Genomic DNA, 24370 nt, shown 5'->3' on the forward strand with positions numbered 1-24370 from the left:
GTCATCAATCGGGATAAAACCGAATAAAACGGCCAAGGTGCATTTTATTGATGTCTGAGTGAGGAGCGGTCAAGTAGCAATTGGAGTCAAGCCTCCCGCTCATCTATCTAGACGTTCCTCACATCCCGGTGAGGAGTTCCTTAAAAGCTTGAGTTTTGGCATGCTTGCGGTCAAGCCATCCTAGCTTAACCGCGTCAGCTAAAGTCAAATCCATACCTTCTAAGAAACGCGCAGTACGACGCAACAATACTGCCTGCACTTCAACCCTAGTCATAAACCGGGAGATTCCTTGATCTGTACCACGAGCAAGGATATTCTTCGCAGCATTGTGATCAGCCTGCAACACGACCCCATTAAATCTGATAAAACTGTCCCCAATCCTTGCTCCCAATAAGGTGCCAGAAAAGGAGTCAATTTGCGACGTGTAGCTTGGCTGGACTTCTGTCACAACCGAACCAGTCCAATTAGCCCATTTCTGCAAGGAGTACCGCATTTCTCCTTTCATCCAGCTATTCAACTTGCGAGACATAGCCTTTGACTGGCGTTTATTTTTGATTGGTTGCGTTAAATCCTCAGCAAAAATTCTTAGAGATTCTCCTTTGAAGAGGGATTTAGAAGCAGCCCCTATAATCGCCCTCAACTCTGATTGATCTCTTCTGTAACGACTGTTTTCTGTTTTTCGACTCAGATTATTTTTCAGTATCCGAGCTGATTTAGCTGGATCTATTTTTTCTAGCTTCCTATGTATTGCCCAGAGCTTTCCTCTGTTCCGATTTTTGGCGCATATTCGATGGCCAAAAGGCCACGCTACGCGAACGGATTTTATGGTTGCTATTTTGCCCAGGTTCTTCCCGTGTGCCTGACCATCTGAATCATAAAAAGCCTCGGTGTATCCCTTGTCTACTCCTATCGCTCGACGTTCAGGAGGAATCTCAGCTGTCCCGTGATTAACCAAAAAATGAATCTCAAATCTTGCCAGTAGAGAGTTGTATATTAGTCTAATCTGTCCTTTAATATTTCGATTAGACCTAACTATTAGTTTGTTTCTTTTTCCTCTTCTGATTCCAGCTAATTCCAATTGATAAGTATAACGAGACAATCGTTTACACGAGTATCCTCCTTGTTGGTATACAACTTGATTCTTGACCCAAGAATGTCCTCTCTGAAACTCTTTCCTTACAAGTCTGTGCAATAGTGGATTATCCAGAAAAGCTGAAGTTTTGAGTTGCTTAGAGATATCCTTTCTGATCTTCTGGTTTTCCTTTCCAGGAAACCTCTTATAGATCTTTTTTATGACTGCCTCAATGGAAGCCGCTTGTTGAGCTGTGATAGTTTTAGCTACATCACTGACAGTCCATTCCATTAACTTGGAAGGCAAGCCCAGGGACTCAGGCTTCCTGAAGTCCCTGACTTCTGGGTAGGCTTTTTTCCAGTCAAGTCCCCAATGACTTATACTACCCAGCTTGTTGTAAGACTCAGACCTGACGACGCCTAGTTTTTTCATCGTAGACAACAGCTCAAGCTCAACCGACTTAGCTATCCCTACAACTGGGACGACCTGAGTCGATATCTTCTTTACTGCGCCTACTTTCTTTTGCATCATCAACGGTGTGTACAGCTTTTGCTATATACTGCCATTATAGTCTAGCGCTATAAAATTGTCAATGTCCAGTTCGCACTATTAAATACAGTTTTGTCCTAATTTTTCGGGACTTGACTGCGAGGCTCACATTAAGAGTGAAGAATACCGACAGAAAGTAGAAGCAATTGGTCCTCAAACCATTCAAGCGATCGCACAAGCAGGTCCGGAAATGCAGGCAAGACTTCTAGAAGCACTTGGTATCCAGAGTGTTTTGATTACCGATGGCAAAAATCCCATCAATCTATTTGGTGCAGCTAATGGTCTGATTAGTCCGCCAACTTCTAACTAAGTACATGTGTATCTGCTGCGCGCAGCAGACACAGCGCGCAGCAGACACAGATAGACTGATAACCCAACGCTATCTTACCGGTCTATCTTACCGGTCTATATGTGTCGAAGGTTGAGAGTTGAGGTGTTGCTCAACTCTGTTAATGACCCCTAGTACGAGAAACAGAGCAAATACTACAGCAACACCGATAGCAGTCCACTTGAAAAAAACTAACTTTGGCCGACCTTTAGCTGGATAACCACAACTGAGGCAAATTTCATCGTTGGTGCTGGTTAAAGACCCACAAACGTTACACTGTTCTAAAGCCATAGTTCTTGGAAATCTCTACCGTCATAAGATAACTGAAAAAATTATCAGGTGGGTAGAGTACTTTGAGCCTTCCTTACCAACTCCTTGATGCCCAAGTTGCTTAGTTCAAGTGGGTAGGTTACAAAAAAATCAGGGCACAAGGGCAAACCCCCAGGTATGAAGCCTGTGACCAATTACCGATTACCCATTCCTAATCATGGCCTCAGGACACAATTTAATTCTGGATCTAACCACAGTTCTAGGGGCTTCTGCTCTGGGAGGCTACCTTGCCAATCGGCTACGTCAACCTGTACTTTTAGGCTATTTAGCCAGTGGTTTATTGGTTGGTCCGTTTGGTCTTAAACTCGTAGGCGAATTAGAACAAGTCAAATCCCTTGCTGAAATTGGGATTGTTTTTTTGTTATTCACCTATGGGGTAGAATTTTCTCTATCCCAGCTTAAACGATTTAAAGATATTGTCCTGAAAGGGAGTTTACTGCAAATTAGTCTCACTATTACCCTAGTTGCAGTTTTAGCCAATGGACTTGGTTGGGTTGACGGATTTACTCCGGGAATAATGCTCGGATTCATCATCTCCCTTTCCTCTACCTCAGTAGTTCTTAAAACCCTGATGGAGAGAGGAGAAACCAATACCCTTCATGGTCAAGTGATGCTGGCAATTTTGATTGCTCAAGACCTTAGTTTAGGTCTGATGTTAGCCGTCATACCCGCCCTTCAGCAGCCCTCAGATATTGGCTCAGCTTTAGTTGTTGCTTTACTCAAAGCGTTGGTGTTTCTAGCTGCTGCTCTAGCCGCCGGTCGCTGGATAGTTCCCCATCTCATTAAATATATTGCCCGCACTGAAAACAGTGAGTTATTTCTCATCACAGTAATTGCCCTGTGTTTAGGGATTGCTTTGATTACTGCTGGACTTGGTCTATCCGTTGAAATGGGAGCATTTGTGGCAGGATTAATGATGGCTGAAATTGATTATGCTGACCAAGCAGTTGCCAAAATAATTCCCCTTAAAGACACGTTTGTATGTCTATTTTTTGCATCCATAGGAATGCTCATTGAGCCAGAAGTGCTGCTCGATAACTTCGGCATAATTATCGGTTTAGTGATGTTAGTAATGGGTGGAAAAGCAGCCATTATCCTACCGATTGTGCTGAAATTTGGCTATTCCTTTAAAACTGCTTTTATTGCTAGTTTTGGTCTCAATCAAATTGGAGAATTTTCCTTTGTATTAGCGGTGGTTGGCTTTGAGTTAGGATTTATCACTAGGGATCAGTATCTACTCCTGGTGGGAACCACAGCAATTACCCTAGTCCTGACACCAATGTCGCTGAGATGGTCTCCCCGAATAGCAGACCACCTGGTAAATCTGCCGTTTCTGAAAAACTACCTGCGTCAGTTTCGGGGCACTAAAGCTTTGTCAATTCCAGAAACGATTTGTAATCATGTGGTAGTGGCTGGCTATGGACGAGTGGGGCGAGTACTGGTCAACATCCTGCGCAATCAAGGGCATGAGGTACTAGTGATTGAAAATAGCGAAGCTGCTATTCAACGATTAAGACATGAAAAAATTCCTTATATGTTTGGGGATGCTCACTCGGAACTGGTGTTAGAAAAAGCCCATCTAGAAAAAGCTAAAGCCCTAGCCATTGCCCTACCCGATCCTGGCAGTACCCGCTTGTTGCTCAAACGTGCCCTCAAGTTTGCCCCAGGACTGGATATTGTGGCTCGTTCTCACAAAAATAGCGAAATTGACCTACTCACCCAGTTAGGGGCGCGGGAAGTAGTGCAACCAGAATTTGAGGCAGCATTGGAAATGGGAGCCCATGTGCTAGTAGCACTGGGAGAATCCCAAGGTATGATTCAGTCTGTGATCAATCGGATTCACCAAGACCGCTATTTGAGTGTACGACCTGAACAAGCTACCTATTCAAAGCAGCAAGACATCACTGATGTTGCTGAAGAACTCCACAGTGAGTGGGTGACCTTGAGTCAAACTTCCCGTCTAGATTGGGTAACTCTGGCAGCAGCAGATATCCGTAACGTGACTGGGGTAACAGTTTTGACAATTCAACAAGGTAATGATATCGTCCACTACCCACAAGGTAAGATGACGTTGCGTTCAGGGGATCGATTGCTAGTTGTTGGGGAACCGGAAGAATTAGCAGCGTTTAGAGACTGGATCGAAAGTCGCAGTTTCCTTAGTGAGGGATCTAAGCATTGGGTAACTTTGGTAGAGAATTCAAGTTTGGTCGGTATGAAGCCAATTGATCTCCAGCATCAATACAATGTGATGGTTCAGGCGTTGCGTAGACAAGGGAAACTATATAATCCGGTGGATGAAGCTGGAGTATTGCAGGTGGGGGATTGTGTGTTGTTGTCTGGGGAATGGGATGAGGACTGAATAATTTGGTTTCAAGACTATGCGATTAGCCCGAAGGGCTACGCTACGCTCCGGAAGCGTTTCGGCAAAGCCGACGCTACGCGAACGCAAAGCGTGGCCTACGGCCTCAGCTTCCGCGCTTATGCGATTAGCCCGAAGGGCTACGCTACGCGATCGCATCCTTAGAGCTCCGAATCCCCCGATTTCAGATAAATCCATACAGCAAGCAAATTTTTGTCAAACTAATTCTCAAACTAACTAGACACCCTTAGCAAAATACTATATACTATATAATAGTGGCATTATGACAGTTGCTTTTTCAGCAACTGGTTAGCTCCTTGTGCTGTGGGCTAAGAATTAGGTTCGAGGCAAGACAATATACACAGCATATCAGGTGTTTTTTTTGGCATCAGGGCTAAAGTAGGTCAAAGACAGTTAGGTTTAAACAACTCCAATCGGTTCTTGGGTCTACTTTGGGTCAATAAGTGCTTACACTTTCGTGGATCAAGGGATACTGAGTTATTAACAACTTAAGTCCCAGCGAAGTCAGGCGAGTTTAATAGCCTTTTCTGACCAGTAAACGCAATTGAACGAGAATCTAGCTCGACCATCATGCCGAGCTGGATAAAAGTGGGCTCTCTGCTTATTTTTTGAGGAGAGGTTTATCCACTATAAATACTGACCAGGTTTATAATGACCTGGTTTGTGGCACAAAGGGAATTCAGGTTCTTGAATATCCCTGCTGCCAGACTGCTGCAATGTCTACAAAGGAGAAACCAGTGTCTGTCGGTATCCTCGGTACCAAACTCGGTATGACCCAAGTGTTCGATGATGAAGGAAGAGCGATTCCTGTAACCGTCGTCAAAGCTGGGCCATGCACTGTGACCCAAATAAAAACTAACCAGACAGATGGCTACAATGCCATTCAAATTGGTTATGACCAAGTTAAGCCTAAGGCAATTAATAAGCCTGAAATTGGACACTTGGCTAAGTCCAGCGCCCCACCCTTACGCCACCTACGTGAGTACCGCGTGGATGATACCAGTAATTTTGAACTGGGTCAGCCAGTCAATACCGATATGTTCAGTATTGGTCAAATTGTCGATGTCAGCGGTAAAAGCATTGGTCGTGGCTTCGCGGGTTATCAGAAACGTCACAACTTCAGGCGAGGACCGATGGCTCATGGTTCCAAAAACCACCGCCTTCCAGGTTCCACTGGAGCAGGGACAACCCCTGGTCGTACCTATCCAGGTAAGAAAATGGCTGGTCGTTACGGCGGTACCAAGGTGACAATTCGCAAACTTGAAGTAGTCAAGATAGATCAAGAGCGCAATTTGCTAGCGATTAAAGGTGCAGTTCCCGGTAAACCAGGGACACTCTTGAGCATTGCACCCACTAATAAAGTCGGACGTTAGTCAGAACGAAAAAGCAATTAGCTCCCTCATCGTTAGGTGTAAGCCTGATGTATATGTAACTGTTTATTTTTACTACTAGCACCCCCTAAGTGCTTAAAAGCTAACAGCTAATTGCTAAACGCTTGCTCGCTAAGAAGGAGAGAACAAATGGTAGATTGTTCAGTGCGAAACTGGCAAGGGGAAGAAGTAGGGCAGGCAACACTCGAGATGCGAGTTGCCAAAGAAGAAAACGCTGCCCACATTGTTCACCGGTCACTGGTGAGACAAATGGCCAATGCTCGTCAAGGCAATGCTTGTACAAAAACTCGTTCCGAAGTTAGAGGTGGAGGACGCAAACCTTGGCGACAAAAGGGAACCGGTCGTGCTCGTGCTGGTTCGAATCGTTCACCCCTATGGCGTGGTGGTGGTGTAATCTTTGGTCCGAAACCCAGAGACTATAGCCAGAAAATGAACCGCAAAGAGCGTCGCTTGGCTCTAAGAACAGCGTTTATGAGTCGAGCAGAGGATTTGATTGTGGTAGAGGAATTTGTTGAACAACTACCACGACCCAAGACCAAGGATGTGGTGGCAGCAATTGATCGGTGGGGAATTGAGCCTGAGTCAAAAGTTCTCATAATCCTAGCTCAGCCAGAAGAAAAGGTTTATTTGTCAGTCCGTAACCTAGCAACTGTCAAGTTGATTTATGCCACCAACTTGAATACCTATGATATCCTGGCCGCTGATAAAATCGTGACCACTAACACGGCTCTTGCCAAAATTCAGGAGGTTTACAATGACTGAGTATAACCCCCGTGACCTTGCTGATTTGGTGATTCGGCCAATTGTGACTGAAAAGGCGACCCTACTGATGGAGCAGAACAAGTATGTATTTGATGTGATTATCAAAGCGACAAAGCCACAAATTAGAGCCGCGATTGAAAGTCTTTTTGAAGTAAAAGTGGTGGCAGTAAATACCCTACGTCCGCCACGGAAAAAGCGTCGAGTGGGAAAATTTGTAGGTTACAAAACCCAGTACAAACGGGCGATTGTTACCCTAGCTCCAGGAGATTCGATTACTCTATTCCCAGACGTATAAAACTGGCTAATTGCTAATTGCTAATTCTTAATTTGGTTAATTGCCAATTGGTAGATTGTCAATTGTTAAGACAAACTAGTCAAGACAAACTAGTCAAGACAAACTAAGTAAAAAATACTTGTTATGGGCATCCGTAGCTATCGACCATACACCCCAGGCACTCGTCAGGGTACTGTCTCAGACTTCGCTGAGATTACTCGGACTGAGCCAGAAAAATCCCTAACCAAGTCTAAGCATCGTAAAAAAGGTCGCAATAATCGCGGTGTTATTACCTGTCGCCATCGCGGTGGCGGACATAAACGTCTATACAGGGTAATTGACTTCCGCCGGGATAAGCACAATATTCCGGCAAAAGTGGCAGCAATTGAGTATGACCCCAATCGGAATGCTAGGATTGCGCTGCTCTACTATCAAGATGGTGAAAAGCGATATATCCTGCATCCTGTGGGTTTGGAAGTGGGGTCCTCCATTATATCTGGGCCTGACTCTCCCATCGAAATAGGCAATGCCTTACCCCTAAAGGATATTCCCTTAGGTACCAACGTGCATAACGTTGAACTGATCCCAGGGCGAGGAGCACAGATTGTCCGTGCTGCCGGAGCAACTGCTCAAGTGCAAGCTAAAGAAGGTGACTATGTCACCCTAAAGCTGCCTTCTAGTGAAGTCAGGATGTTGCGTAAAGAATGCTACGCCACTATTGGACAGGTCGGTAATGTTGAAGCCAGAAACTTGAGTTTAGGTAAAGCTGGTCGCAATCGACATAGAGGCCGTCGTCCCCAAGTAAGGGGCAGTGTAATGAACCCGGTAGATCACCCCCATGGCGGTGGTGAGGGTAGAGCTCCTATTGGTAGAAGTGGTCCAGTGACCCCCTGGGGGAAACCAGCCTTGGGAGCCAAAACTCGTAAGGTCAAAAAGCAAAGTAGTTCTTTAATTGTCCGGCGTAGGCGGAAATCCTCTAAGCGAGGGCGCGGCGGTCGCGATTCTTAAGGAGTTGAACGTTAAAGTTAGCAGGTTAAAGGTTGTAACTAGCAATTACTAACTACCAACTAGCAACTATTAACTACCAACTAACAACTAAAAACTAACGAGCGTTGAATTATGGGTCGTTCATTAAAAAAAGGTCCTTTTATAGCCGATAGTCTTCTGACTAAGATTGAAACCTTGAATGCTAAAGGCGAAAAACAGGTGATTAAAACCTGGTCAAGAGCCTCGACCATTGTGCCGCAGATGGTTGGTCACACCATTGCCGTTCATAACGGGCGGACACATGTACCAGTTTTTATCAATGAGCAGATGGTAGGTCATAAGCTGGGCGAATTTGCCCCGACTCGAACATTTCGGGGACATGTTAAGGATGGTAAGGCCCGTCGTTAAAGTGATTAGTTCAGTAGTTAGTAGCTATAAAGAAAGCAAATGATGGAACGATGGCGATAGACACTACAGCAGAAACTAAAGCGATCGCACGCTACATTCGGATGTCTCCAAGTAAAGTGAGGCGAGTACTTGACCAAATTCGGGGGCGTTCCTATCGGGAAGCTCTGATCATTCTGGAATTCATGCCCTACCGGGCTTGTCAACCAGTCTTGAAAGTACTACGATCCGCTGTTGCCAATGCTGAACACAATGCAGGGATTGACCCAGCTAGCTTATACATCACTAAAGCTGTTGCGGATATGGGACCAAGCTTGAAGCGTTATCGACCAAGAGCTCAAGGTCGTGCTTATCAGATTCGCAAGCCAACCTGTCATATCACGGTGGCTGTATCTCCAGAAGTAGATGATTAGTTAGTGAGTTGATTGAGCATTACCAAGGGTGAACACTAATAGCGCTATGGCTAGATAATAGGGAAAGAAAAGAACAGTGGGACAGAAAATACATCCAATTGGTTTTCGGCTAGGTATCACGCAAGAGCATCGCTCTCGCTGGTTTGCCGACTCAAAGCGTTATCCGCTTCTGTTGCAGGAAGATTACCAAATCAGACAATATGTTGACAAAAACCTCAATAATGCTGGAATTTCCGACATCCGGATTGAGCGCAAAGCTGACCAGATTGATTTAGAAATTCATACAGCTCGACCTGGAGTAGTTGTTGGTCGTGGTGGCAGTGGTATTGAGTCTTTGCGTGTCGGTCTGCAAAAATCCCTGGGCAACAATCGTCAGATTCGTATCAATGTGGTGGAAGTATCACGCGTGGATGCAGATGCTACCCTAATTGCCGAGTACATTGCTCAACAGCTAGAGCGCAGAGTTTCCTTCAGACGAGTGGTTCGTCAAGCAATTCAGCGGGCTCAGCGGGCTGATGTCCAAGGCATTAAAGTTCAGGTAGGTGGTCGGTTAAATGGAGCTGAAATTGCCCGAACCGAGTGGACTCGTGAAGGACGAGTGCCCCTCCATACCCTCCGGGCAAATATTGACTATGCCTACAAAACAGCCCAAACCATTTATGGAATTTTGGGCATTAAAGTTTGGGTGTTCAAAGGGGAAGTGATTCCCGGTCAAGAAGAAAAGCCTACCCCTAACACAGCTCAACCTCGTCGCCGTCAGCCAAAACGCCGCCAGCAGTTTGAAGACCGCTCAAATGACTAGTAATGACTCACTAGTATTTTGAAAATTGCTTGCTTGTTAATTGTCAGTTTTCAACTTTCGATTTTCAATTAACAAAGAACAAATTATGTTAAGTCCAAAAAGAACAAAATATCGCAAACAGCACCGGGGACGAATGAAGGGTATGGCCACTCGTGGCAGTACCATTAACTTTGGTGATTATGCCCTGCAAGCCACAGAACCAGCTTGGATTACCTCCCGCCAAATCGAAGCAGGTCGTCGGGCAATGACCCGCTACGTTCGTCGTGGTGGCAAAATCTGGATTAGAATTTTCCCAGATAAACCAGTCACCATGCGTCCAGCAGAAACTCGTATGGGTTCTGGAAAAGGTTCCCCAGAGTTTTGGGTAGCAGTAGTTAAACCAGGTCGGATTATCTATGAAATCGCTGGGGTAAGCGAAGAGGTGGCTCGGGAAGCCATGCGTCTGGCTGCGAACAAATTTCCCATTAAATTGAAGTTCATTTCTCGTGAAGGGGAACAGGTATAAGCTATGGCTCTGCCCAAGATAGAAGATGCTAGAAGCCTGAGCGATGCCGAACTAGAGCAGGAAATCTTAGCAGCTAAGCGTCAGTTGTTTGACTTGCGCCTGCAAAAGGCAACCAAACGCTTAGAAAAACCTCACCAGTTTAAGCATCTTAAGCACCGAATCGCTCAGCTAATGACAGTAGAACGAGAACGCCAACTCGCTAAACAGAAAGAATCAACCGATACCTCACAAAGTGATACCCCACAATCAGAACAAAGTGATACCCCACAATCAGAATCAGAAGCATAAGGAATAGTATGGCAGCAAAAGAGAGAGTTGGCCTGGTGGTCAGCGACAAAATGAACAAAACTGTGGTGGTGGCTATTGAAAATAGGTCTCCCCACCCAAAGTACGGCAAAATTGTTGTGCGTACCAAGCGATACAAAGCTCATGATGAGGAAAATAAATGTAAAGAAGGCGATCGCGTTCGGATTAGAGAAACACGACCACTGAGTCGTACCAAACGCTGGATGGTTGCTGAAATCGTCAGTAGTTCCTCAAAATAGCGAGTTAACCCTAGTCGATGTGGGTTATCCACGACCTACAAATGTGCGTGAGATCTAGGAAGAAAATCCTTTCGGAATTGGAAACAAACCCAAGGTTTAAGTCATAACTCGTTTAATTCATAACTGATTACTCTATTAGAGGAGGAACACTGATGATTCAACAAGAGAGCTACCTAAACGTTGCTGACAACAGTGGAGCCAGAAAAATAATGTGCATCCGCGTTATTGGTGCAGGAAATCGGCGCTACGGCGGTGTTGGTGATGTAATTATTGGTGTGGTCAAGGATGCCATTCCAAATATGGGGGTCAAAAAGTCAGATGTAGTTAGGGCTGTGATTGTGCGCACCCGCAAGGGGCTACGTCGGGAAAGCGGTATGAGTATTCGCTTTGATGACAACGCAGCAGTAATCATAAACCCAGATGGCAATCCCAGAGGTACCCGCGTTTTTGGCCCTGTAGCGCGGGAACTGCGAGAGAAAAACTTCACAAAAATTATATCCCTTGCTCCGGAGGTACTCTGATGCCAATTAAACACCAGAAGGCACAAACTGATACCCCATTACGCTACAAAATGCACGTTAAAAAGGGCGACACGGTACAAGTGATTGCCGGTCGAGATAAAGGCAAAATTGGAGAAATTTTGCGGACGCTACCCAAAATTAGCAAGGTAGTAGTCAAAGGAGTTAACGTCAAAACTAAGCATGTCAAGCCTCAACAAGAAGGTGAGAAAGGTCAAATTGCTACGTTTGAAGCTCCAATCCATAGCTCCAACGTTATGCTTTACTCGAATAAAGAAAAAATTGCTAGCCGCATCTGCTATACCTTTACCGACGATGGTCGGAAGGTGCGGATGCTCAAAAAAACTGGTGAGATTATTGACTAATTATTCAGTTACTAATGGCTAATGGTCAATGACCAATGACTAATAACTAATGACAATTGCCCTGACCAAGCCCAGGGAAATCAAAGGAAAAAAACTATGACAAAAGGGTTAAAAATCCTATACCAGGAAACAATAGTCCCCAAATTAAAAGAGCAATTCGGTTACAAAAACATTCATCAAGTACCGAAATTAGTCAAAGTTAGTCTTAACCGAGGATTAGGAGAGGCATCTCAAAATGCCAAGGCTCTGGAATCATCGGTAAACGAAATTGCCATAATCACCGGTCAAAAACCGGTGGTCACACGAGCAAAACAAGCGATCGCGGGTTTTAAAATCCGTGCCGGGATGCCTGTTGGTGTCACGGTTACCCTCCGTTCAGAGCGTATGTACTCCTTTCTAGAGCGGCTAATTAACTTAGCCCTACCAAGAATTCGGGACTTTCGGGGTCTTAGCCCTAGAAGCTTTGACGGTCGTGGTAACTACACTCTTGGGGTGCGAGAGCAACTCATTTTTCCAGAAGTAGACTACGACAGTATCGATCAGATTCGTGGTATGGATATTACCATAGTCACCACTGCCAACACTGACGAAGAAGGTCGCGCCTTACTCAAAGAGATGGGAATGCCTTTCCGGGATAAATAAGCCTGTAATCATAGGAAGGAACAATGCCGGCAAACGACACAATTGCAGATATGCTGACCCGCATTAGAAATGCCTGCTTGGTTCGGCATCAAACAACAAATGTACAATCAACTAAAATGACCCGGGCGATTGCCCAAGTACTCAAAGAAGAAGGCTTTATTACTGATTTTGAGGAAACAGGCGAAGGGGTCAAAAAATACTTAGTTGTTTCCCTAAAATACAAGGGCAACAATCGCAAACCAATTATCAGAGCCCTGAAGCGGGTGAGTAAACCTGGATTGCGAGTTTACTCCAACCGTAAAGAACTGCCAAGAGTCTTGGGAGGGATTGGGATTGCTATTATCTCTACTTCTAATGGCATCATGACCGACAGGGAAGCAAGGCGTCGGGGAATTGGTGGTGAAGTTCTGTGTTACGTATGGTAAAGGATGAAGCATGAAGGATGAAGGATCTACTAAGAGCCGTCAGCTGACTCGCTACTTAAAAATCTAGGCTTGCCAGCTATCAGCTGGAAGCCCCTGTAGATTAGAGCATCAGTTCGAGCAATAATCAGCTCAGTATATGCCAAACGGTCCTTGGGCCAACCTAGGATTGATCGGATTAGCTGATTAACCAATTCATGACATACTTCATACTTCATACTTCATACTTTATATTTCATACTTCTTTAGTTAGGAGGATAATTTTATGTCACGTATTGGCAAGCGCCCTATACCAATTCCCAGTAAAGTTACTGTAACAATAGACGGTCAACAGGTGAAGGTCAAAGGTTCCAAAGGTGAACTGGATTGGGTTTTGCCAGATACAATTAAAGCTGAGCAAGTTGGTGAAACTGTACAGGTTTCCCGGCGCGAAGAAACCCGAACCGCCCGTGAAAGTCATGGTTTGTCTCGCACTTTGGTTGCCAACATGATTGAGGGAGTCTCCAAAGGGTTTGAAAAACGTTTGGACATTCAGGGAGTCGGTTATCGAGCTCAAGTGCAGGGTCGTAATCTGATTTTAAACGTTGGTTACAGCAAGCCAGTGGAGATCGTTCCTCCTGAGGGGATTGAAGTCAAAGTTGAAAACAACACCAACGTGATTGTCAGTGGCATCAACAAAGAAGTTGTAGGCAACACAGCTGCAAAAATTCGTGCAGTTCGACCCCCAGAAGTCTATAAAGGTAAAGGCATTCGATATGCCGGTGAAATAGTCAGACGTAAAGCTGGTAAAGCAGGTAAGAAGTAAACTATGAAACTTACTCGAAAAGAATCTATACGACACAGACATAGGCGGGTACGCCGGAAAGTCAGTGGTACTGCTGAACGCCCAAGATTAGCTGTATTTCGCTCTAATGAGCACATTTATGTGCAAGTTATCGATGACAATCAGCAACATACCATAGTGGCAGCTTCAACGTTAGAACCAGCTCTGAGATCTGAACTCAAATCTGGAGCCACTTGTGAAGCCTCAGCTAAAGTGGGTCAGTTGGTGGCCCAGCGAGCACTAGAAAAAGGTCTCAAGAAAGTGGTCTTTGACCGTGGGGGCTACCTATATCATGGTCGTGTCAAAGCTTTAGCAGAAGCTGCTCGTGAAGCAGGGCTAGATTTTTAGTAAATGCTAATTGACAATTAACAACTGAAAATTGAAATTAACAGTTAAAAATTAGCAACTATAAATTAGCTAATCTTTGAATACTTACTATCATGATTTAATTTCTAGCGAACTATGGCAAATCGTAGAAAAAACAACCGCTCTAAAGAAAAAGAAAGTAATTGGCAAGAGCGGGTTATCCAAATCCGCCGCGTTAGTAAGGTGGTCAAAGGGGGCAAAAAGTTGAGCTTCCGGGCCATCGTAGTTGTAGGTAATGAAAAAGGTCAAGTGGGGGTTGGTGTAGGCAAAGCCAGTGATGTAATTGGTGCTGTCCGTAAAGGAGTTGCTGATGCCAAAAAGCAACTCATTGATGTACCCTTAACCAAAACTAATTCCATTCCTCACCCATCTAGAGGTAGGGCGGTGGGAGCCAAAGTAATCATGCGACCTGCTGCTCCCGGAACTGGGGTAATTGCTGGGGGTGCTGTGCGCACAGTACTTGAGTTAGCTGGAGTTAAAAATGTCTTAGCTAAACAGCTTGGTTCCAATAACCCCCTCAATAATGCTAGAGCAGCAATCAACTCTCTTGATTCCCTACGCACATTTTCAGAGGTGGCTCAAGAACGAGACATTCCCCTTGAACAAATCTATGCATAAATTAAAAACCAGGTAGCTAGAAATAAAAGTAATATGCTCAAGGTTGACGGTTTAGCGTCAGCCGTCAATCTTAAAAAAAACATTTTCACCCTTACAAAAAACGATCGATGAGAATCAATGATGCAGTCCCAAAAAAAGGCTCCAAAAAGCGCCGACGCCGTGTAGGTCGTGGCATTGCCGCTGGTCAAGGGGCTAGCTGCGGTTTTGGAATGCGTGGTCAAAAATCCCGTTCAGGTCGAGGGACAAGACCTGGTTTTGAAGGGGGTCAGATGCCCTTATATCGCCGTATCCCCAAGTTAAAACACTTTACGGTCATTAACCCCAAACATTACACTACAATCAACGTAGGTAAGTTGGCCTCACTTCCCGCCAATACTGAGGTAACTTTGGAATCATTGTTGGAGACAGGTGTGGTCACCACCAATGATGGTCCATTGAAACTACTCGGTGATGGGGAGCTGAATGTGCCACTCAATATAAAAGCTGCTGCCTTTACAAGTGGTGCCCGCCAAAAAATCGAGGCGGCTGGTGGCAGCTGGGAAGTTATAGCTAAGTAACCCCTTTAGCCCTTATGCTCCTGTATCTTCAAGAGGTACCTTAAATGACTGTCAGTCGAGACAAAGCCCCAACTGCTCAAGAGACGTTTATGCAAATGGCTCAAGCGGCTGGCCTTAGAGGTCGGCTGCTTGTCACCGTTGGTTTGTTAATTTTAGCCCGCTTGGGTGTCTTTCTTCCTGTACCAGGAATTGATCGAGCCAGATTTTCAGCAGAACTCCAGAATAGCCCGTTTGTAGGTCTTTTGGACTTTTTCTCTGGTGGTGGTTTTTCCGCCCTAGGGATTTTTGCCTTGGGAATTTTGCCTTATATTAATGCTTCGATTATCCTACAACTGCTAACGGCAGCAATTCCTGCTTTAGAAAATTTGCAGAAAAATGAAGGTGAAGCAGGGCGTCGAAAAATCGGTCAGATTACCCGTTATGTTGCCCTAGGCTGGTCTGTGATTCAAAGTATTGGCTTATCGTTGTGGGCACAGCGGTTTGCTGTTGAACCAGGCGCATTCTTTGTGTTTGAAACTGTACTTGCCCTCACGGCTGGCTCTATGTTTGTGATGTGGCTATCAGAGTTAATTACCGAACGAGGTATTGGCAACGGAGCTTCACTATTGATTTTTGTCAATATTGTTGCTGTTTTGCCCCGCACCTTGGGTCAAACCATTGAACTGGCTCAGACCGGGGGTCGAGAAACGGTGGGTAAGGTAATTGTGCTGCTGTTAGTTTTCCTAGTCATGATTGTTGGTATTGTCTTTGTGCAAGAAGGCAGCCGACGAATTCCGATTATTACTGCCAGACGTCAAGTTGGTAAGCGCCTTTACCGGGAGCGGAAAAATTATTTGCCCCTAAGGTTAAACCAAGGTGGCGTGATGCCAATTATCTTTGCCTCAGCCGTCTTAATCCTACCCACATCCCTAGCTGGGATAACTAGTGGCGATAATAGCAATGGATTGTTAGGCTCAATCAATCAAGTCCTAATCCAGATTGCCAATTATCTCAACCCCAATGGTCAAACTCCTTGGGTCTATGTTGCTGTCTATTTAGTCTTGATTTTGTTCTTTAGCTACTTCTACGCCTCACTGATTATAAACCCAGTAGATATGTCCCAGAATTTGAAGAAAATGGGGGCGAGTATCCCTGGTATTCGACCAGGAAGGGCTACGAGTGAATATATAGAGAGAGTTTTGAACCGACTGACCTTATTAGGAGCAATTTTCCTAGGACTGGTAGCTGTAGTACCAACTGCAGTCGAAAGCGCCACTGGTGTAACCACATTTAGGGGATTAGGTGCCACATCGTTGCTGATTTTGGTGGGGGTTGCCATTGACACAGCCAAGCAAATTCAAACCTACGTGATTTCCCAGCGTTACGAAGGTATGGTCAAGCAATAAAGCGATTGGGCAATGGGCGCAGCAGCTTTTTTAGGTGGATGAGCCTCAAATTTTCGGGTCAGTTGGTTGTTGTTCATTGCCTAGGACAAAAACCAACTGACACATTACCCATGACACATGACACATGAAGAGATTAATCTTTTTAGGACCTCCAGGAGCAGGTAAAGGAACTCAAGCCAAAATTGTGGCTGAACAACTAGGGATTCCTCACATTTCCACCGGGGAAATTTTGCGAGGGGCTGTAAGTGCTCAAACCCTCCTGGGTCAAAAAGCTCAGTCCTATATGGATAAAGGAGAATTGGTGCCTGACGAGTTGCTCATAGATCTGATCCGCGATCGCCTAAATCAACCCGATGCTCAAAATGGTTGGATTTTAGACGGTTTTCCCCGTAACGTCAGCCAAGCCCATTTCTTGAATGACCTGTTGCAGGAGCTTGACCAAACTTTGGATGGTGCCATCAACCTAGAAGTGCCAGATCAGGTTTTGATCGACAGACTATTGGAAAGGGGTCGTAAGGAGGGACGTACAGATGATAATGAGGAAACTATCCGCACACGTCTTGAGGTCTATAACCATCAAACAGCTCCTTTGGTGGAATTTTACCGAGAACACTCAGCTTTAAAATCTATTAATGGTGATCTCTCCTTAGAGCAAGTCACCGAATCGATTAAACAGGTTCTAGCGTAATGATTTTAGGGTAAGCCCATGCGTAAGGGCGGAAACCCCCTGCGTGGGGCATGGAAGCCATCATCTGACCCTATTGTAGCGAATACCTTACCACTAGCCTAATACTTAGACTAATTTAGACTAATGGTTATTCTAATGGTTCGACCGGTGTAACCTATGCCTTGAGCTAGGCCACGGGAAAAATGCTTCCCTGACCGCGCTACTCCAAAGTTGGTTTTAAACTAGTTTAGTTGGTATAATTTAGGATTTGATAAAATATGTTAAGACTCCCTGAATTAAATAATCAAAATTTAGAACATAGGGGGATAGTTGTATTGAGGTTAAAACACTTTGGCTAAACAAGACTTAATTGAAATGGAAGGCACGGTGACTGAATCCCTGCCGAATGCCATGTTTCGCGTTGACTTGGACAATGGCTTTAATGTCCTAGCTCATATTTCCGGTAAAATCCGTCGGAATTACATCAAAATTCTGCCCGGAGACCGGGTCAAAGTTGAACTAACCCCCTACGATTTAACCAAAGGCAGGATCACCTACCGTCTGCGTAAGAAGTAAAACTAGCAGCGGATTCTGTTTTATGAAAAATAAGTTAAATTTGACAAGTCAACCAAAAAAAAGATATAATAACCAACTGCATTCTGTCCAGAAAAAAAGGCATGAAAGTTAGACCATCTGTCCGAAAAATGTGTGAAAAGTGCCGCGTGATTCGACGCCACGGTCGAGTTATGGTGATTTGCCCGAATCCCAAACACAAACAGCGTCAGGGATAAACCTCAAATCCATACACTTAATCCATACATTTAATTTGTAGCACAAAACTTCAGTCAAGGGAGAACCAAGCGTGGCTCGGATTGCCAGTGTAGACCTACCTCGCGATAAACGTGTAGAAATAGGTCTGACCTACATTTATGGAATCGGTCTGTCGCGGTCTAAAGACATTTTAGCAGCAACAGGAGTTAACCCAGATACGAGGGTTAAGGATTTGACCGATGCTGAGGTGGCTGCCCTCAGAGCAGCTGTCGAAAAAAATTATCAGGTGGAAGGGGATTTAAGGCGCTGGCAGTCAATGAACATCAAGCGCCTAGTAGATATTGGTACCTATCGCGGACGTCGTCATCGCATGGGACTGCCCGTGAGAGGACAGCGAACCCGCACTAATGCCCGTACCCGTCGCGGTAGACGAGTGACTATCGCTGGAAAGAAAAAAGCACCGGCTAAGAAGTAATAGCTCTAGTCAGCTCAACTATCCACCACAGCTTTGTGGTCATTGGTCATTCGTCAAAAGTAACTGCCAGGAGACCTTCTGTTAGTCACTTTGGACAAAGGACTTTGGACAAAAGACTTTGGACAAAATTGTTCAAGTTACTCAACCCCAAGATAATCAATCACCGATAGAGTAAAGTCAAGTGACATGGCGCGACCAACAAAAAAAGGTGGTACAAAAAAGCAGAAACGCAATGTACCCAATGGAATAGCATACATCCAGTCTACGTTCAATAATACTATCGTCACCATTTCTGACACCAAAGGGGATGTAGTCTCTTGGGCTTCAGCTGGCTCTAGTGGATTTAAGGGGGCAAAAAAAGGAACTCCCTTCGCTGCTCAGACCGCTGCTGACAGTGCTGCCCGACGAGCCATAGACCAAGGTATGCGTCAGGTGGAAGTGATGGTGAGTGGACCAGGAGCAGGTCGAGAAACCGCTATTCGGGCCCTGCAAGGAGCCGGACTGGAAATCACCCTAATCAGGGATGTAACTCCAATTCCTCATAACGGCTGCCGTCCACCCAAACGGCGTCGAGTATAAGAGTATATTTTTTGCGACCGTTAGGTTGAAAGGAAAGTAGCTTGAAAGGAGGAGGTTCATAAGGAACTCCTTACCCTTTGGCTTACTATCCCTTCAACCTGTATTCGGTTAAAGGGGTCTTATGAATAGAGGGAGGTCACTCTGTGGCGCAGTTTCAGATTGAGTGTGTAGAATCCAAAACACTGAAGAACCAAAGTCAGTATAGCAGATTTGTCCTAGAGCCTCTCGAACGTGGTCAAGGCACAACGGTTGGCAACGCCCTCAGACGAGTTTTGCTGTCCAACCTAGAAGGAGCAGCAGTGACGGCTGTCAGGATTGCTGGCGTAAACAATGAGTTTGCCACAATTGAGGGAGTCAGAGAGGATGTCCTGGAAATTATGCTGAATATGAAGGAAGTTGTCCTCAAAAGCTACACCTCTCAACCTCAGATAGGTCGAGTGATGATTACTGGGCCATCCACTGTGAGAGCTGCTCAGTTTGATTTGCCCTCGGAGGTGGAAATTATTGCTCCAGGTCAGTATGTTGCTACTTTAGCAGAAGGGGCTAAGCTTGAAATGGAGTTCCGCATCGAAAAGGGTACAGGATATCGCTCTGTGGAACGGGGGCATGATGAATCAACAGCGGTAGATTTCCTCCAGATTGACTCTGTTTTCATGCCGGTGACTAAAGTAAATTACAGCGTTGAAAATACTCGCATTGATGGTGCTCTGGAAAAGGATCGCTTAACTTTAGAGGTCTGGACCAATGGTAGTATAACTCCCCAAGAAGCTTTATCTCAAGCGGCTGGGACCCTGGTGGATCTGTTCAATCCTCTCAAGGATATTAATCTCGAATCTATTAAAGATGACTATGGTGATGATGACGATCCGACCAGCCAAATCCCGATCGAAGAATTACAACTCTCGGTTCGGGCTTACAACTGCCTGAAACGAGCACAGATCAACTCTGTATCCGATTTGCTCGATTATAGTCAGGAAGACCTCCTAGAAATCAAAAACTTTGGTCAAAAGTCGGCTGAAGAAGTGATTGAAGCTCTGCAACGACGTCTAGGAATTACACTGCCCCACGAAAAATCCGCTAAGACTTAACCACAACAATTAAACTTAAGGGACTGGACAATTAGCAATTAGCTAGTCCAAACCCTAGGAATAAAGGCAAATCTTGTTCAAAAAAAAGGAGGAAGCTAAAAAATGCGTCACGGGCGTCGTGTGCCAAAACTGGGCAAGCCAGCAGATCAACGTCGGGCTCTGATGAGATCCCTGACCACTGAATTACTGCGTCATGGTCGAATCACTACCACTAAAGCTCGGGCAAAAGCCATTCGTTCGGAGGTGGAGCGAATGATTACCCTGGCCAAGGATGGCTCCTTGGCATCCCGACGTAGGGCAATTGCCTATCTCTACGACAAAAAGTTAGTTCACTCCCTATTTGCTGAGGTTAAAGCGCGATATGGCGATCGCAACGGCGGATATACCCGAATTCTGCGCACGGTGCGGCGTCGTGGTGATAATGCTGAAATATCTATTATTGAACTAGTCTGAGGCAATTAACCATTAAAGCAATTAACCATTAAAAATGTCAATTGTTAATCCTTAATCCATGATGTCTGACAACGATGCTAAAGCTATCCAGCGAATTGCCCTGGTTATTCAATACCTGGGTAATAACTTTTATGGCTGGCAGCGACAACCCCAGCATCGCAGTGTTCAGTCAGAAATCGAAACAGTTCTGTCCAGCGTGCAACAGCGAGCCATAACCCTATATGGTGCTGGTCGTACTGATACAGGGGTTCACGCTGCTGCCCAAGTCGCTCATTTTAATGCCACAGGTCCCATACCAGCCCATCGCTGGGCAGCGATACTCAATAGTAGACTGCCAGAGGATATCTTAGTCCGAGCATCAGCATTAGTTTCACAAGACTGGCATGCTCGGTTTAGTGCCATCTGGCGTCGTTATCGATACACAATCTATACCGACGCCTGCCCTAACTTGTTTGTACAACCCTTTTGTTGGCACTATTATCAAGCTCCCCTTGATGAATCCCTGATCCAGGCAGCCTTAAAACCACTGCTGGGTAAGCATCACTTGGCAGCCTTTCACCGAAGCAACTCGGGGCGATCGCATTCCTGGGTAAATGTGCAAGCAGCCGAATGTTACCGCAATGGACCATTTATTCATATAGAAATTCAAGCTAACGGATTTCTATATGGTATGGTGCGTCTGTTGGTAGGAATGCTAGTACAAGTGGGAATAGGGAAGCTAACCCCAGAACAGTTTACTGACATCTGGGTTAACCAACAGCGGGACAAGGTGAAACACGCTTCTCCAGCCAAAGGCTTGTGCTTGCTAAGGGTTGGCTACCCAGAATGCCCCTTTCTCCCAGAAATATGGTATGATACCCAACCCAAATTTATATTACCTCAATTGACGGGTTGAAGACTACACGTAACAAGATTGAAGAGGGGGTGAAGGTGACAGGTAACAAGCCTGAAGGCTACTTCTAGAGATAAGTAACATTCAATTTAATCTGTCAACCTACTAACCGACAAGGGCTCCTTGGGCTAGAACAACCTGTGTAGCGTGGGCCTTAAGGCCAAGCTACAAGAGACAACCTTTCAACCCAACCGTAAACCTGATATTGATTGAACCGATGGAAAAAACCCACATACCAACTAAAGACTCAATTGAAAAAAAGTGGTACGTTGTAGACGCCACCAACCAGCGTCTAGGACGACTAGCCAGTGAAATAGCCATTATTCTGCGGGGGAAGAACAAACCTACTTACACTCCCCACATGGATACTGGTGACTTCGTGATTGTTGTCAATGCCGAAAAAGTTATGGTAACTGGCAGAAAACGAGACCAAAAACTATACCGCCGCCATTCCGGTCGTCCTGGCGGTATGAAGACAGAAACCTTTGCCGAATTGCAAGCACGTATACCCGAAAGAATTATCGAGAAAGCTGTCAAGGGTATGCTACCTAAAAACTCTCTGGGTCGCCAACTTTTCAAGAAGCTGAAAGTTTACACTGGTCAGACCCATCCCCATGAAGCACAACAACCCCAAGAACTAACTATTAAAACAATTCCAGGAGGCTAAAACTAATGCAAGCAGAAGAACAAGCAGGTCGCGCTGTTTACTGGGGAACTGGTCGTCGTAAGTCATCAGTTGCTAGAGTCCGTTTGGTTCCCGGTAGCGGTCAGTTGATTGTTAATAAACGTCCAGGGGACGCTTACTTTAACTTTAACCCCATGTACCTAGCCAGCCTGAAAGCACCTTTGGAAACCTTAGGTTTGGAAAATGAGTACGATATCCTAGTCAATGCCCACGGTGGTGGCTTAACGGGACAATCTGATGCTGTGCGTCTAGGGGTGGCTAGAGCCTTGTGCGAACTAGACCCAGAAAACCGCCAACCTCTTAAAATAGAAGGCTACTTGACTCGTGACCCACGGTCAAAAGAGCGTAAGAAATATGGCTTGAAAAAAGCTCGGAAAGCCCCCCAATACTCGAAGCGATAAATTATCAGCTGGCTAATTTAAAATTCAACATGGTAATTAAAAATTTGTAAGCATTCAGACCTTAGCTATCAGCTATCAGCCATTCCGAATAAAATTTTAGCTAAAAGCAATAATAAATCAGCTAATAAATTAGCTGATTAAGGGTTGTCCACAATAGCTAATTTATGGGCAATATTAAGCCACATGCCTAAGTTTGACAGGATTGAAAAGCTGACTGCTAAGGGGCTGATAGCACCTCAAGTAGCGTGTGCTTAGCGCATATCATTACCATAATTTAACAAATAGGAATGAAAAATTAGCTAAATATATAGTAAAATAGAAATCAAAGGAGGAACTATGCCAAAACCAGATATTCACCCAGAGTGGTACCCAGAAGCCAAAGTCTATTGCAACGGGGAAGTTGTGATGACCGTTGGCTCAACTCAGCCAGAACTTCACGTAGATGTTTGGTCTGGTAATCATCCCTTCTACACAGGAACCCAGAAAATTATTGATACGGAAGGGCGAGTTGAACGCTTTATGCGGAAATATGGGATGCTGGATGCTGCAGACAATACAGCTAGCTCTGATGAGACAAAGAAATAGCTCCTGAAGTTCAAGGGTGAAGGATGAAGGATAAAAGATGAACCAGGAGGAATGAACCATGAAATGGGTTTAGCGATGGCTAACTTAAGGTTGACTAAAAACTTGATAAACAGTTAGGACTTAAACTTCCCACTTAATAGTTCCCACTTCATAATTCATAAATTTATACTTCATCCTTCCTAACTTCTTAGGCTATTTCAAGAGAGCGATCGCATAAACCATGGCTGAAACCTACCTGCTGGAAAAACTAAACTCTGTCGAGCAAACCTACCATGAATTAACAAGGCGTCTGGCTGATCCAGATATCGCCACTGACCCCAATGAGTTGCAACGAGTGGCAAAAGCTCGTGCCTCCTTAGAAGAAGTTGTTGCTACTTACGACAACTGGAAGAAAACCCAAGAGGATTTGGCAGGAGCAAGGCAAATCCTCAAAGAATCCACTGGTGAGCCAGAAATGCAAGAAATGGCAGCTCTGGAAGTTGAGGAACTCCAGACCAAGGTAGAGCATCTGGAAAGAGAACTTAAAATATTACTCTTGCCCAAAGACCCAAATGATGAAAAGAATATCATGCTGGAGATTCGGGCAGGAACTGGTGGCGATGAAGCAAGTATCTGGGCAGGGGACTTGGTACGGATGTACTCACGCTATTCCGAAAGTCAAAACTGGCGAGTAAAGTTATTGAGTGAGTCTCTGGCGGATATGGGAGGCTTCAAAGAGGCGATATTAGAAATTCAGGGAGAGCAAGTTTACAGCAAGCTGAAGTTTGAAGCTGGGGTTCATCGAGTCCAACGAGTACCTGTAACTGAGGCTGGCGGTAGAGTTCACACCTCAACAGCAACGGTAGCCGTGATGCCGGAAGTTGATGAGGTGGATGTGGAGATTGACCCCAAGGAGATCGAAATTTCTACAGCCCGTTCGGGTGGTGCTGGTGGTCAGAACGTAAACAAAGTGGAAACGGCAGTTGATTTATACCACAAGCCTACAGGAATTCGCATTTTCTGTACAGAAGAACGATCTCAGCTGCAAAACCGAGAGCGAGCTATGCAAATTCTCCGGGCTAAGCTGTACGAGATCAAGTTACAGGAACAGCAAGAAGCGGTGACCTCGATCAGGCGTGCCCAAGTTGGTACAGGGGCTCGTTCTGAGAAAATCCGTACCTACAACTACAAAGATAATCGGGTTACCGATCACCGACTGGGTCAAAATTATTCCCTCGCTCCTTTGCTGGAGGGGGACTTGGAGGGATTGATTCAAGCTTGCATTAGCCAAGACCAGCAGGAGCAATTGGAAAAATTGGCATCTTCAACATCCAACGGTCAATCTTTAAATTGATA

At 45.2% G+C, this 24370-nt stretch carries 35 protein-coding genes; 33 read left to right on the plus strand and 2 right to left on the minus strand.

Annotated elements, in window-relative coordinates:
* Positions 1–118: 118 nt before the first annotated feature.
* On the minus strand, positions 119–1600 hold the full coding sequence (locus F6K63_RS15505; protein ID WP_287248964.1) for a zinc ribbon domain-containing protein: 1482 nt from the start codon (positions 1598–1600) through the stop codon (positions 119–121).
* A 418-nt stretch (positions 1601–2018) separates the two neighbouring features.
* Positions 2019–2240, minus strand: coding sequence for a hypothetical protein (locus F6K63_RS15510; RefSeq protein WP_287248939.1), 222 nt, complete (start codon positions 2238–2240; stop codon positions 2019–2021).
* Between the two features lie 196 nt (positions 2241–2436).
* Here F6K63_RS15510 and F6K63_RS15515 point away from each other — a divergent pair, with 196 nt between their 5' ends.
* The 33 genes from F6K63_RS15515 (at position 2437) to prfA (ending at position 24368) form a co-directional block, all read left to right on the plus strand.
* Positions 2437–4638, plus strand: coding sequence for a cation:proton antiporter domain-containing protein (locus tag F6K63_RS15515; RefSeq protein ID WP_287248936.1), 2202 nt, complete (start codon positions 2437–2439; stop codon positions 4636–4638).
* A gap of 19 nt (positions 4639–4657) precedes the next feature.
* The gene (locus F6K63_RS15520; protein ID WP_287312623.1) at positions 4658–4879 is read left to right on the plus strand and encodes a hypothetical protein; all 222 of its coding nucleotides are present in this window, start codon (positions 4658–4660) and stop codon (positions 4877–4879) included.
* 517 nt (positions 4880–5396) lie between these two features.
* The gene (gene rplC, locus F6K63_RS15525; RefSeq protein WP_287265039.1) at positions 5397–6032 is read left to right on the plus strand and encodes a 50S ribosomal protein L3; all 636 of its coding nucleotides are present in this window, start codon (positions 5397–5399) and stop codon (positions 6030–6032) included.
* A 147-nt stretch (positions 6033–6179) separates the two neighbouring features.
* Positions 6180–6812 (plus strand): 50S ribosomal protein L4, encoded by a 633-nt coding sequence (rplD, locus tag F6K63_RS15530; protein WP_287312625.1) that lies wholly within the window; start codon positions 6180–6182, stop codon positions 6810–6812.
* On the plus strand, positions 6805–7107 hold the full coding sequence (locus F6K63_RS15535) for a 50S ribosomal protein L23 (RefSeq protein WP_070390686.1): 303 nt from the start codon (positions 6805–6807) through the stop codon (positions 7105–7107). Before rplD ends, F6K63_RS15535 begins: the two co-directional genes overlap by 8 nt.
* A 123-nt stretch (positions 7108–7230) precedes the next feature.
* On the plus strand, positions 7231–8094 hold the full coding sequence (gene rplB, locus F6K63_RS15540) for a 50S ribosomal protein L2 (RefSeq protein WP_070390685.1): 864 nt from the start codon (positions 7231–7233) through the stop codon (positions 8092–8094).
* 111 nt (positions 8095–8205) lie between these two features.
* Entirely contained in the window at positions 8206–8481 is a 276-nt protein-coding gene (rpsS, locus tag F6K63_RS15545) for a 30S ribosomal protein S19 (RefSeq protein ID WP_008191216.1), read from the plus strand.
* Positions 8482–8531: 50 nt separating this feature from the next.
* Positions 8532–8891 carry a 50S ribosomal protein L22 gene (gene rplV, locus F6K63_RS15550; protein WP_287312627.1) on the plus strand — a complete coding sequence of 120 codons (360 nt, stop codon included), beginning with the start codon at positions 8532–8534 and terminating at the stop codon, positions 8889–8891.
* Between the two features lie 76 nt (positions 8892–8967).
* Positions 8968–9693, plus strand: coding sequence for a 30S ribosomal protein S3 (rpsC, locus tag F6K63_RS15555; protein WP_287312628.1), 726 nt, complete (start codon positions 8968–8970; stop codon positions 9691–9693).
* Positions 9694–9778: 85 nt separating this feature from the next.
* A complete protein-coding gene (gene rplP, locus F6K63_RS15560) occupies positions 9779–10198 on the plus strand; it encodes a 50S ribosomal protein L16 (RefSeq protein WP_044495712.1) in 420 nt (139 codons plus the stop codon).
* A 3-nt stretch (positions 10199–10201) separates the two neighbouring features.
* Positions 10202–10486: a 50S ribosomal protein L29 gene (gene rpmC / locus F6K63_RS15565; protein WP_008191208.1), complete on the plus strand. Its 285-nt coding sequence runs from the start codon at positions 10202–10204 to the stop codon at positions 10484–10486.
* Positions 10487–10494: 8 nt separating this feature from the next.
* Positions 10495–10743: a 30S ribosomal protein S17 gene (rpsQ, locus tag F6K63_RS15570; RefSeq protein WP_008191205.1), complete on the plus strand. Its 249-nt coding sequence runs from the start codon at positions 10495–10497 to the stop codon at positions 10741–10743.
* 152 nt (positions 10744–10895) lie between these two features.
* Positions 10896–11264 carry a 50S ribosomal protein L14 gene (gene rplN / locus F6K63_RS15575; protein WP_008191203.1) on the plus strand — a complete coding sequence of 123 codons (369 nt, stop codon included), beginning with the start codon at positions 10896–10898 and terminating at the stop codon, positions 11262–11264.
* The gene (gene rplX, locus F6K63_RS15580) at positions 11264–11626 is read left to right on the plus strand and encodes a 50S ribosomal protein L24 (protein ID WP_287248919.1); all 363 of its coding nucleotides are present in this window, start codon (positions 11264–11266) and stop codon (positions 11624–11626) included. The genes rplN and rplX overlap by 1 nt, the downstream gene beginning before the upstream one ends.
* Before the next feature lie 96 nt (positions 11627–11722).
* Complete coding sequence (gene rplE, locus F6K63_RS15585) at positions 11723–12268, plus strand: 50S ribosomal protein L5 (protein ID WP_008191199.1); 546 nt, start codon at positions 11723–11725, stop codon at positions 12266–12268.
* Between the two features lie 23 nt (positions 12269–12291).
* Positions 12292–12693, plus strand: coding sequence for a 30S ribosomal protein S8 (gene rpsH, locus F6K63_RS15590; protein WP_287312629.1), 402 nt, complete (start codon positions 12292–12294; stop codon positions 12691–12693).
* Positions 12694–12955: 262 nt separating this feature from the next.
* A complete protein-coding gene (gene rplF, locus F6K63_RS15595; RefSeq protein WP_287312631.1) occupies positions 12956–13495 on the plus strand; it encodes a 50S ribosomal protein L6 in 540 nt (179 codons plus the stop codon).
* A 3-nt stretch (positions 13496–13498) separates the two neighbouring features.
* Positions 13499–13861, plus strand: a complete 363-nt coding sequence (gene rplR / locus F6K63_RS15600) for a 50S ribosomal protein L18 (RefSeq protein WP_008191189.1) — start codon at positions 13499–13501, stop codon at positions 13859–13861.
* Positions 13862–13975: 114 nt separating this feature from the next.
* Complete coding sequence (rpsE, locus tag F6K63_RS15605) at positions 13976–14497, plus strand: 30S ribosomal protein S5 (protein ID WP_008191187.1); 522 nt, start codon at positions 13976–13978, stop codon at positions 14495–14497.
* 107 nt (positions 14498–14604) lie between these two features.
* On the plus strand, positions 14605–15054 hold the full coding sequence (gene rplO / locus F6K63_RS15610) for a 50S ribosomal protein L15 (protein ID WP_008191185.1): 450 nt from the start codon (positions 14605–14607) through the stop codon (positions 15052–15054).
* Between the two features lie 44 nt (positions 15055–15098).
* The gene (gene secY, locus F6K63_RS15615; RefSeq protein ID WP_008191183.1) at positions 15099–16439 is read left to right on the plus strand and encodes a preprotein translocase subunit SecY; all 1341 of its coding nucleotides are present in this window, start codon (positions 15099–15101) and stop codon (positions 16437–16439) included.
* A gap of 124 nt (positions 16440–16563) precedes the next feature.
* Positions 16564–17127 carry an adenylate kinase gene (locus F6K63_RS15620; RefSeq protein ID WP_008191180.1) on the plus strand — a complete coding sequence of 188 codons (564 nt, stop codon included), beginning with the start codon at positions 16564–16566 and terminating at the stop codon, positions 17125–17127.
* 330 nt (positions 17128–17457) lie between these two features.
* The gene (infA, locus tag F6K63_RS15625) at positions 17458–17682 is read left to right on the plus strand and encodes a translation initiation factor IF-1 (protein ID WP_008191178.1); all 225 of its coding nucleotides are present in this window, start codon (positions 17458–17460) and stop codon (positions 17680–17682) included.
* 101 nt (positions 17683–17783) lie between these two features.
* A complete protein-coding gene (rpmJ, locus tag F6K63_RS15630; RefSeq protein ID WP_071986986.1) occupies positions 17784–17897 on the plus strand; it encodes a 50S ribosomal protein L36 in 114 nt (37 codons plus the stop codon).
* 71 nt (positions 17898–17968) lie between these two features.
* On the plus strand, positions 17969–18352 hold the full coding sequence (gene rpsM / locus F6K63_RS15635) for a 30S ribosomal protein S13 (protein WP_008191169.1): 384 nt from the start codon (positions 17969–17971) through the stop codon (positions 18350–18352).
* Between the two features lie 186 nt (positions 18353–18538).
* Positions 18539–18931 (plus strand): 30S ribosomal protein S11, encoded by a 393-nt coding sequence (gene rpsK, locus F6K63_RS15640; protein WP_008191167.1) that lies wholly within the window; start codon positions 18539–18541, stop codon positions 18929–18931.
* A gap of 143 nt (positions 18932–19074) precedes the next feature.
* Positions 19075–20019 carry a DNA-directed RNA polymerase subunit alpha gene (locus F6K63_RS15645; RefSeq protein WP_008191164.1) on the plus strand — a complete coding sequence of 315 codons (945 nt, stop codon included), beginning with the start codon at positions 19075–19077 and terminating at the stop codon, positions 20017–20019.
* A 102-nt stretch (positions 20020–20121) separates the two neighbouring features.
* Positions 20122–20472, plus strand: a complete 351-nt coding sequence (gene rplQ, locus F6K63_RS15650; RefSeq protein ID WP_008191162.1) for a 50S ribosomal protein L17 — start codon at positions 20122–20124, stop codon at positions 20470–20472.
* 61 nt (positions 20473–20533) lie between these two features.
* Positions 20534–21367: a tRNA pseudouridine(38-40) synthase TruA gene (gene truA / locus F6K63_RS15655; RefSeq protein WP_008191161.1), complete on the plus strand. Its 834-nt coding sequence runs from the start codon at positions 20534–20536 to the stop codon at positions 21365–21367.
* Positions 21368–21581: 214 nt separating this feature from the next.
* A complete protein-coding gene (gene rplM / locus F6K63_RS15660) occupies positions 21582–22031 on the plus strand; it encodes a 50S ribosomal protein L13 (RefSeq protein ID WP_008191159.1) in 450 nt (149 codons plus the stop codon).
* Positions 22032–22036: 5 nt separating this feature from the next.
* Positions 22037–22450, plus strand: a complete 414-nt coding sequence (gene rpsI / locus F6K63_RS15665) for a 30S ribosomal protein S9 (protein ID WP_008191157.1) — start codon at positions 22037–22039, stop codon at positions 22448–22450.
* Between the two features lie 336 nt (positions 22451–22786).
* Positions 22787–23035 (plus strand): 50S ribosomal protein L31, encoded by a 249-nt coding sequence (gene rpmE / locus F6K63_RS15670; protein ID WP_008191155.1) that lies wholly within the window; start codon positions 22787–22789, stop codon positions 23033–23035.
* A gap of 220 nt (positions 23036–23255) precedes the next feature.
* Positions 23256–24368: a peptide chain release factor 1 gene (prfA, locus tag F6K63_RS15675; RefSeq protein WP_287250425.1), complete on the plus strand. Its 1113-nt coding sequence runs from the start codon at positions 23256–23258 to the stop codon at positions 24366–24368.
* The last annotated feature ends 2 nt before the right edge of the window (positions 24369–24370 follow it).

The sequence above is a fragment of the Moorena sp. SIO1G6 genome, assembly GCF_010672795.1.
GTDB classification, from domain to species: domain Bacteria; phylum Cyanobacteriota; class Cyanobacteriia; order Cyanobacteriales; family Coleofasciculaceae; genus Moorena; species Moorena producens.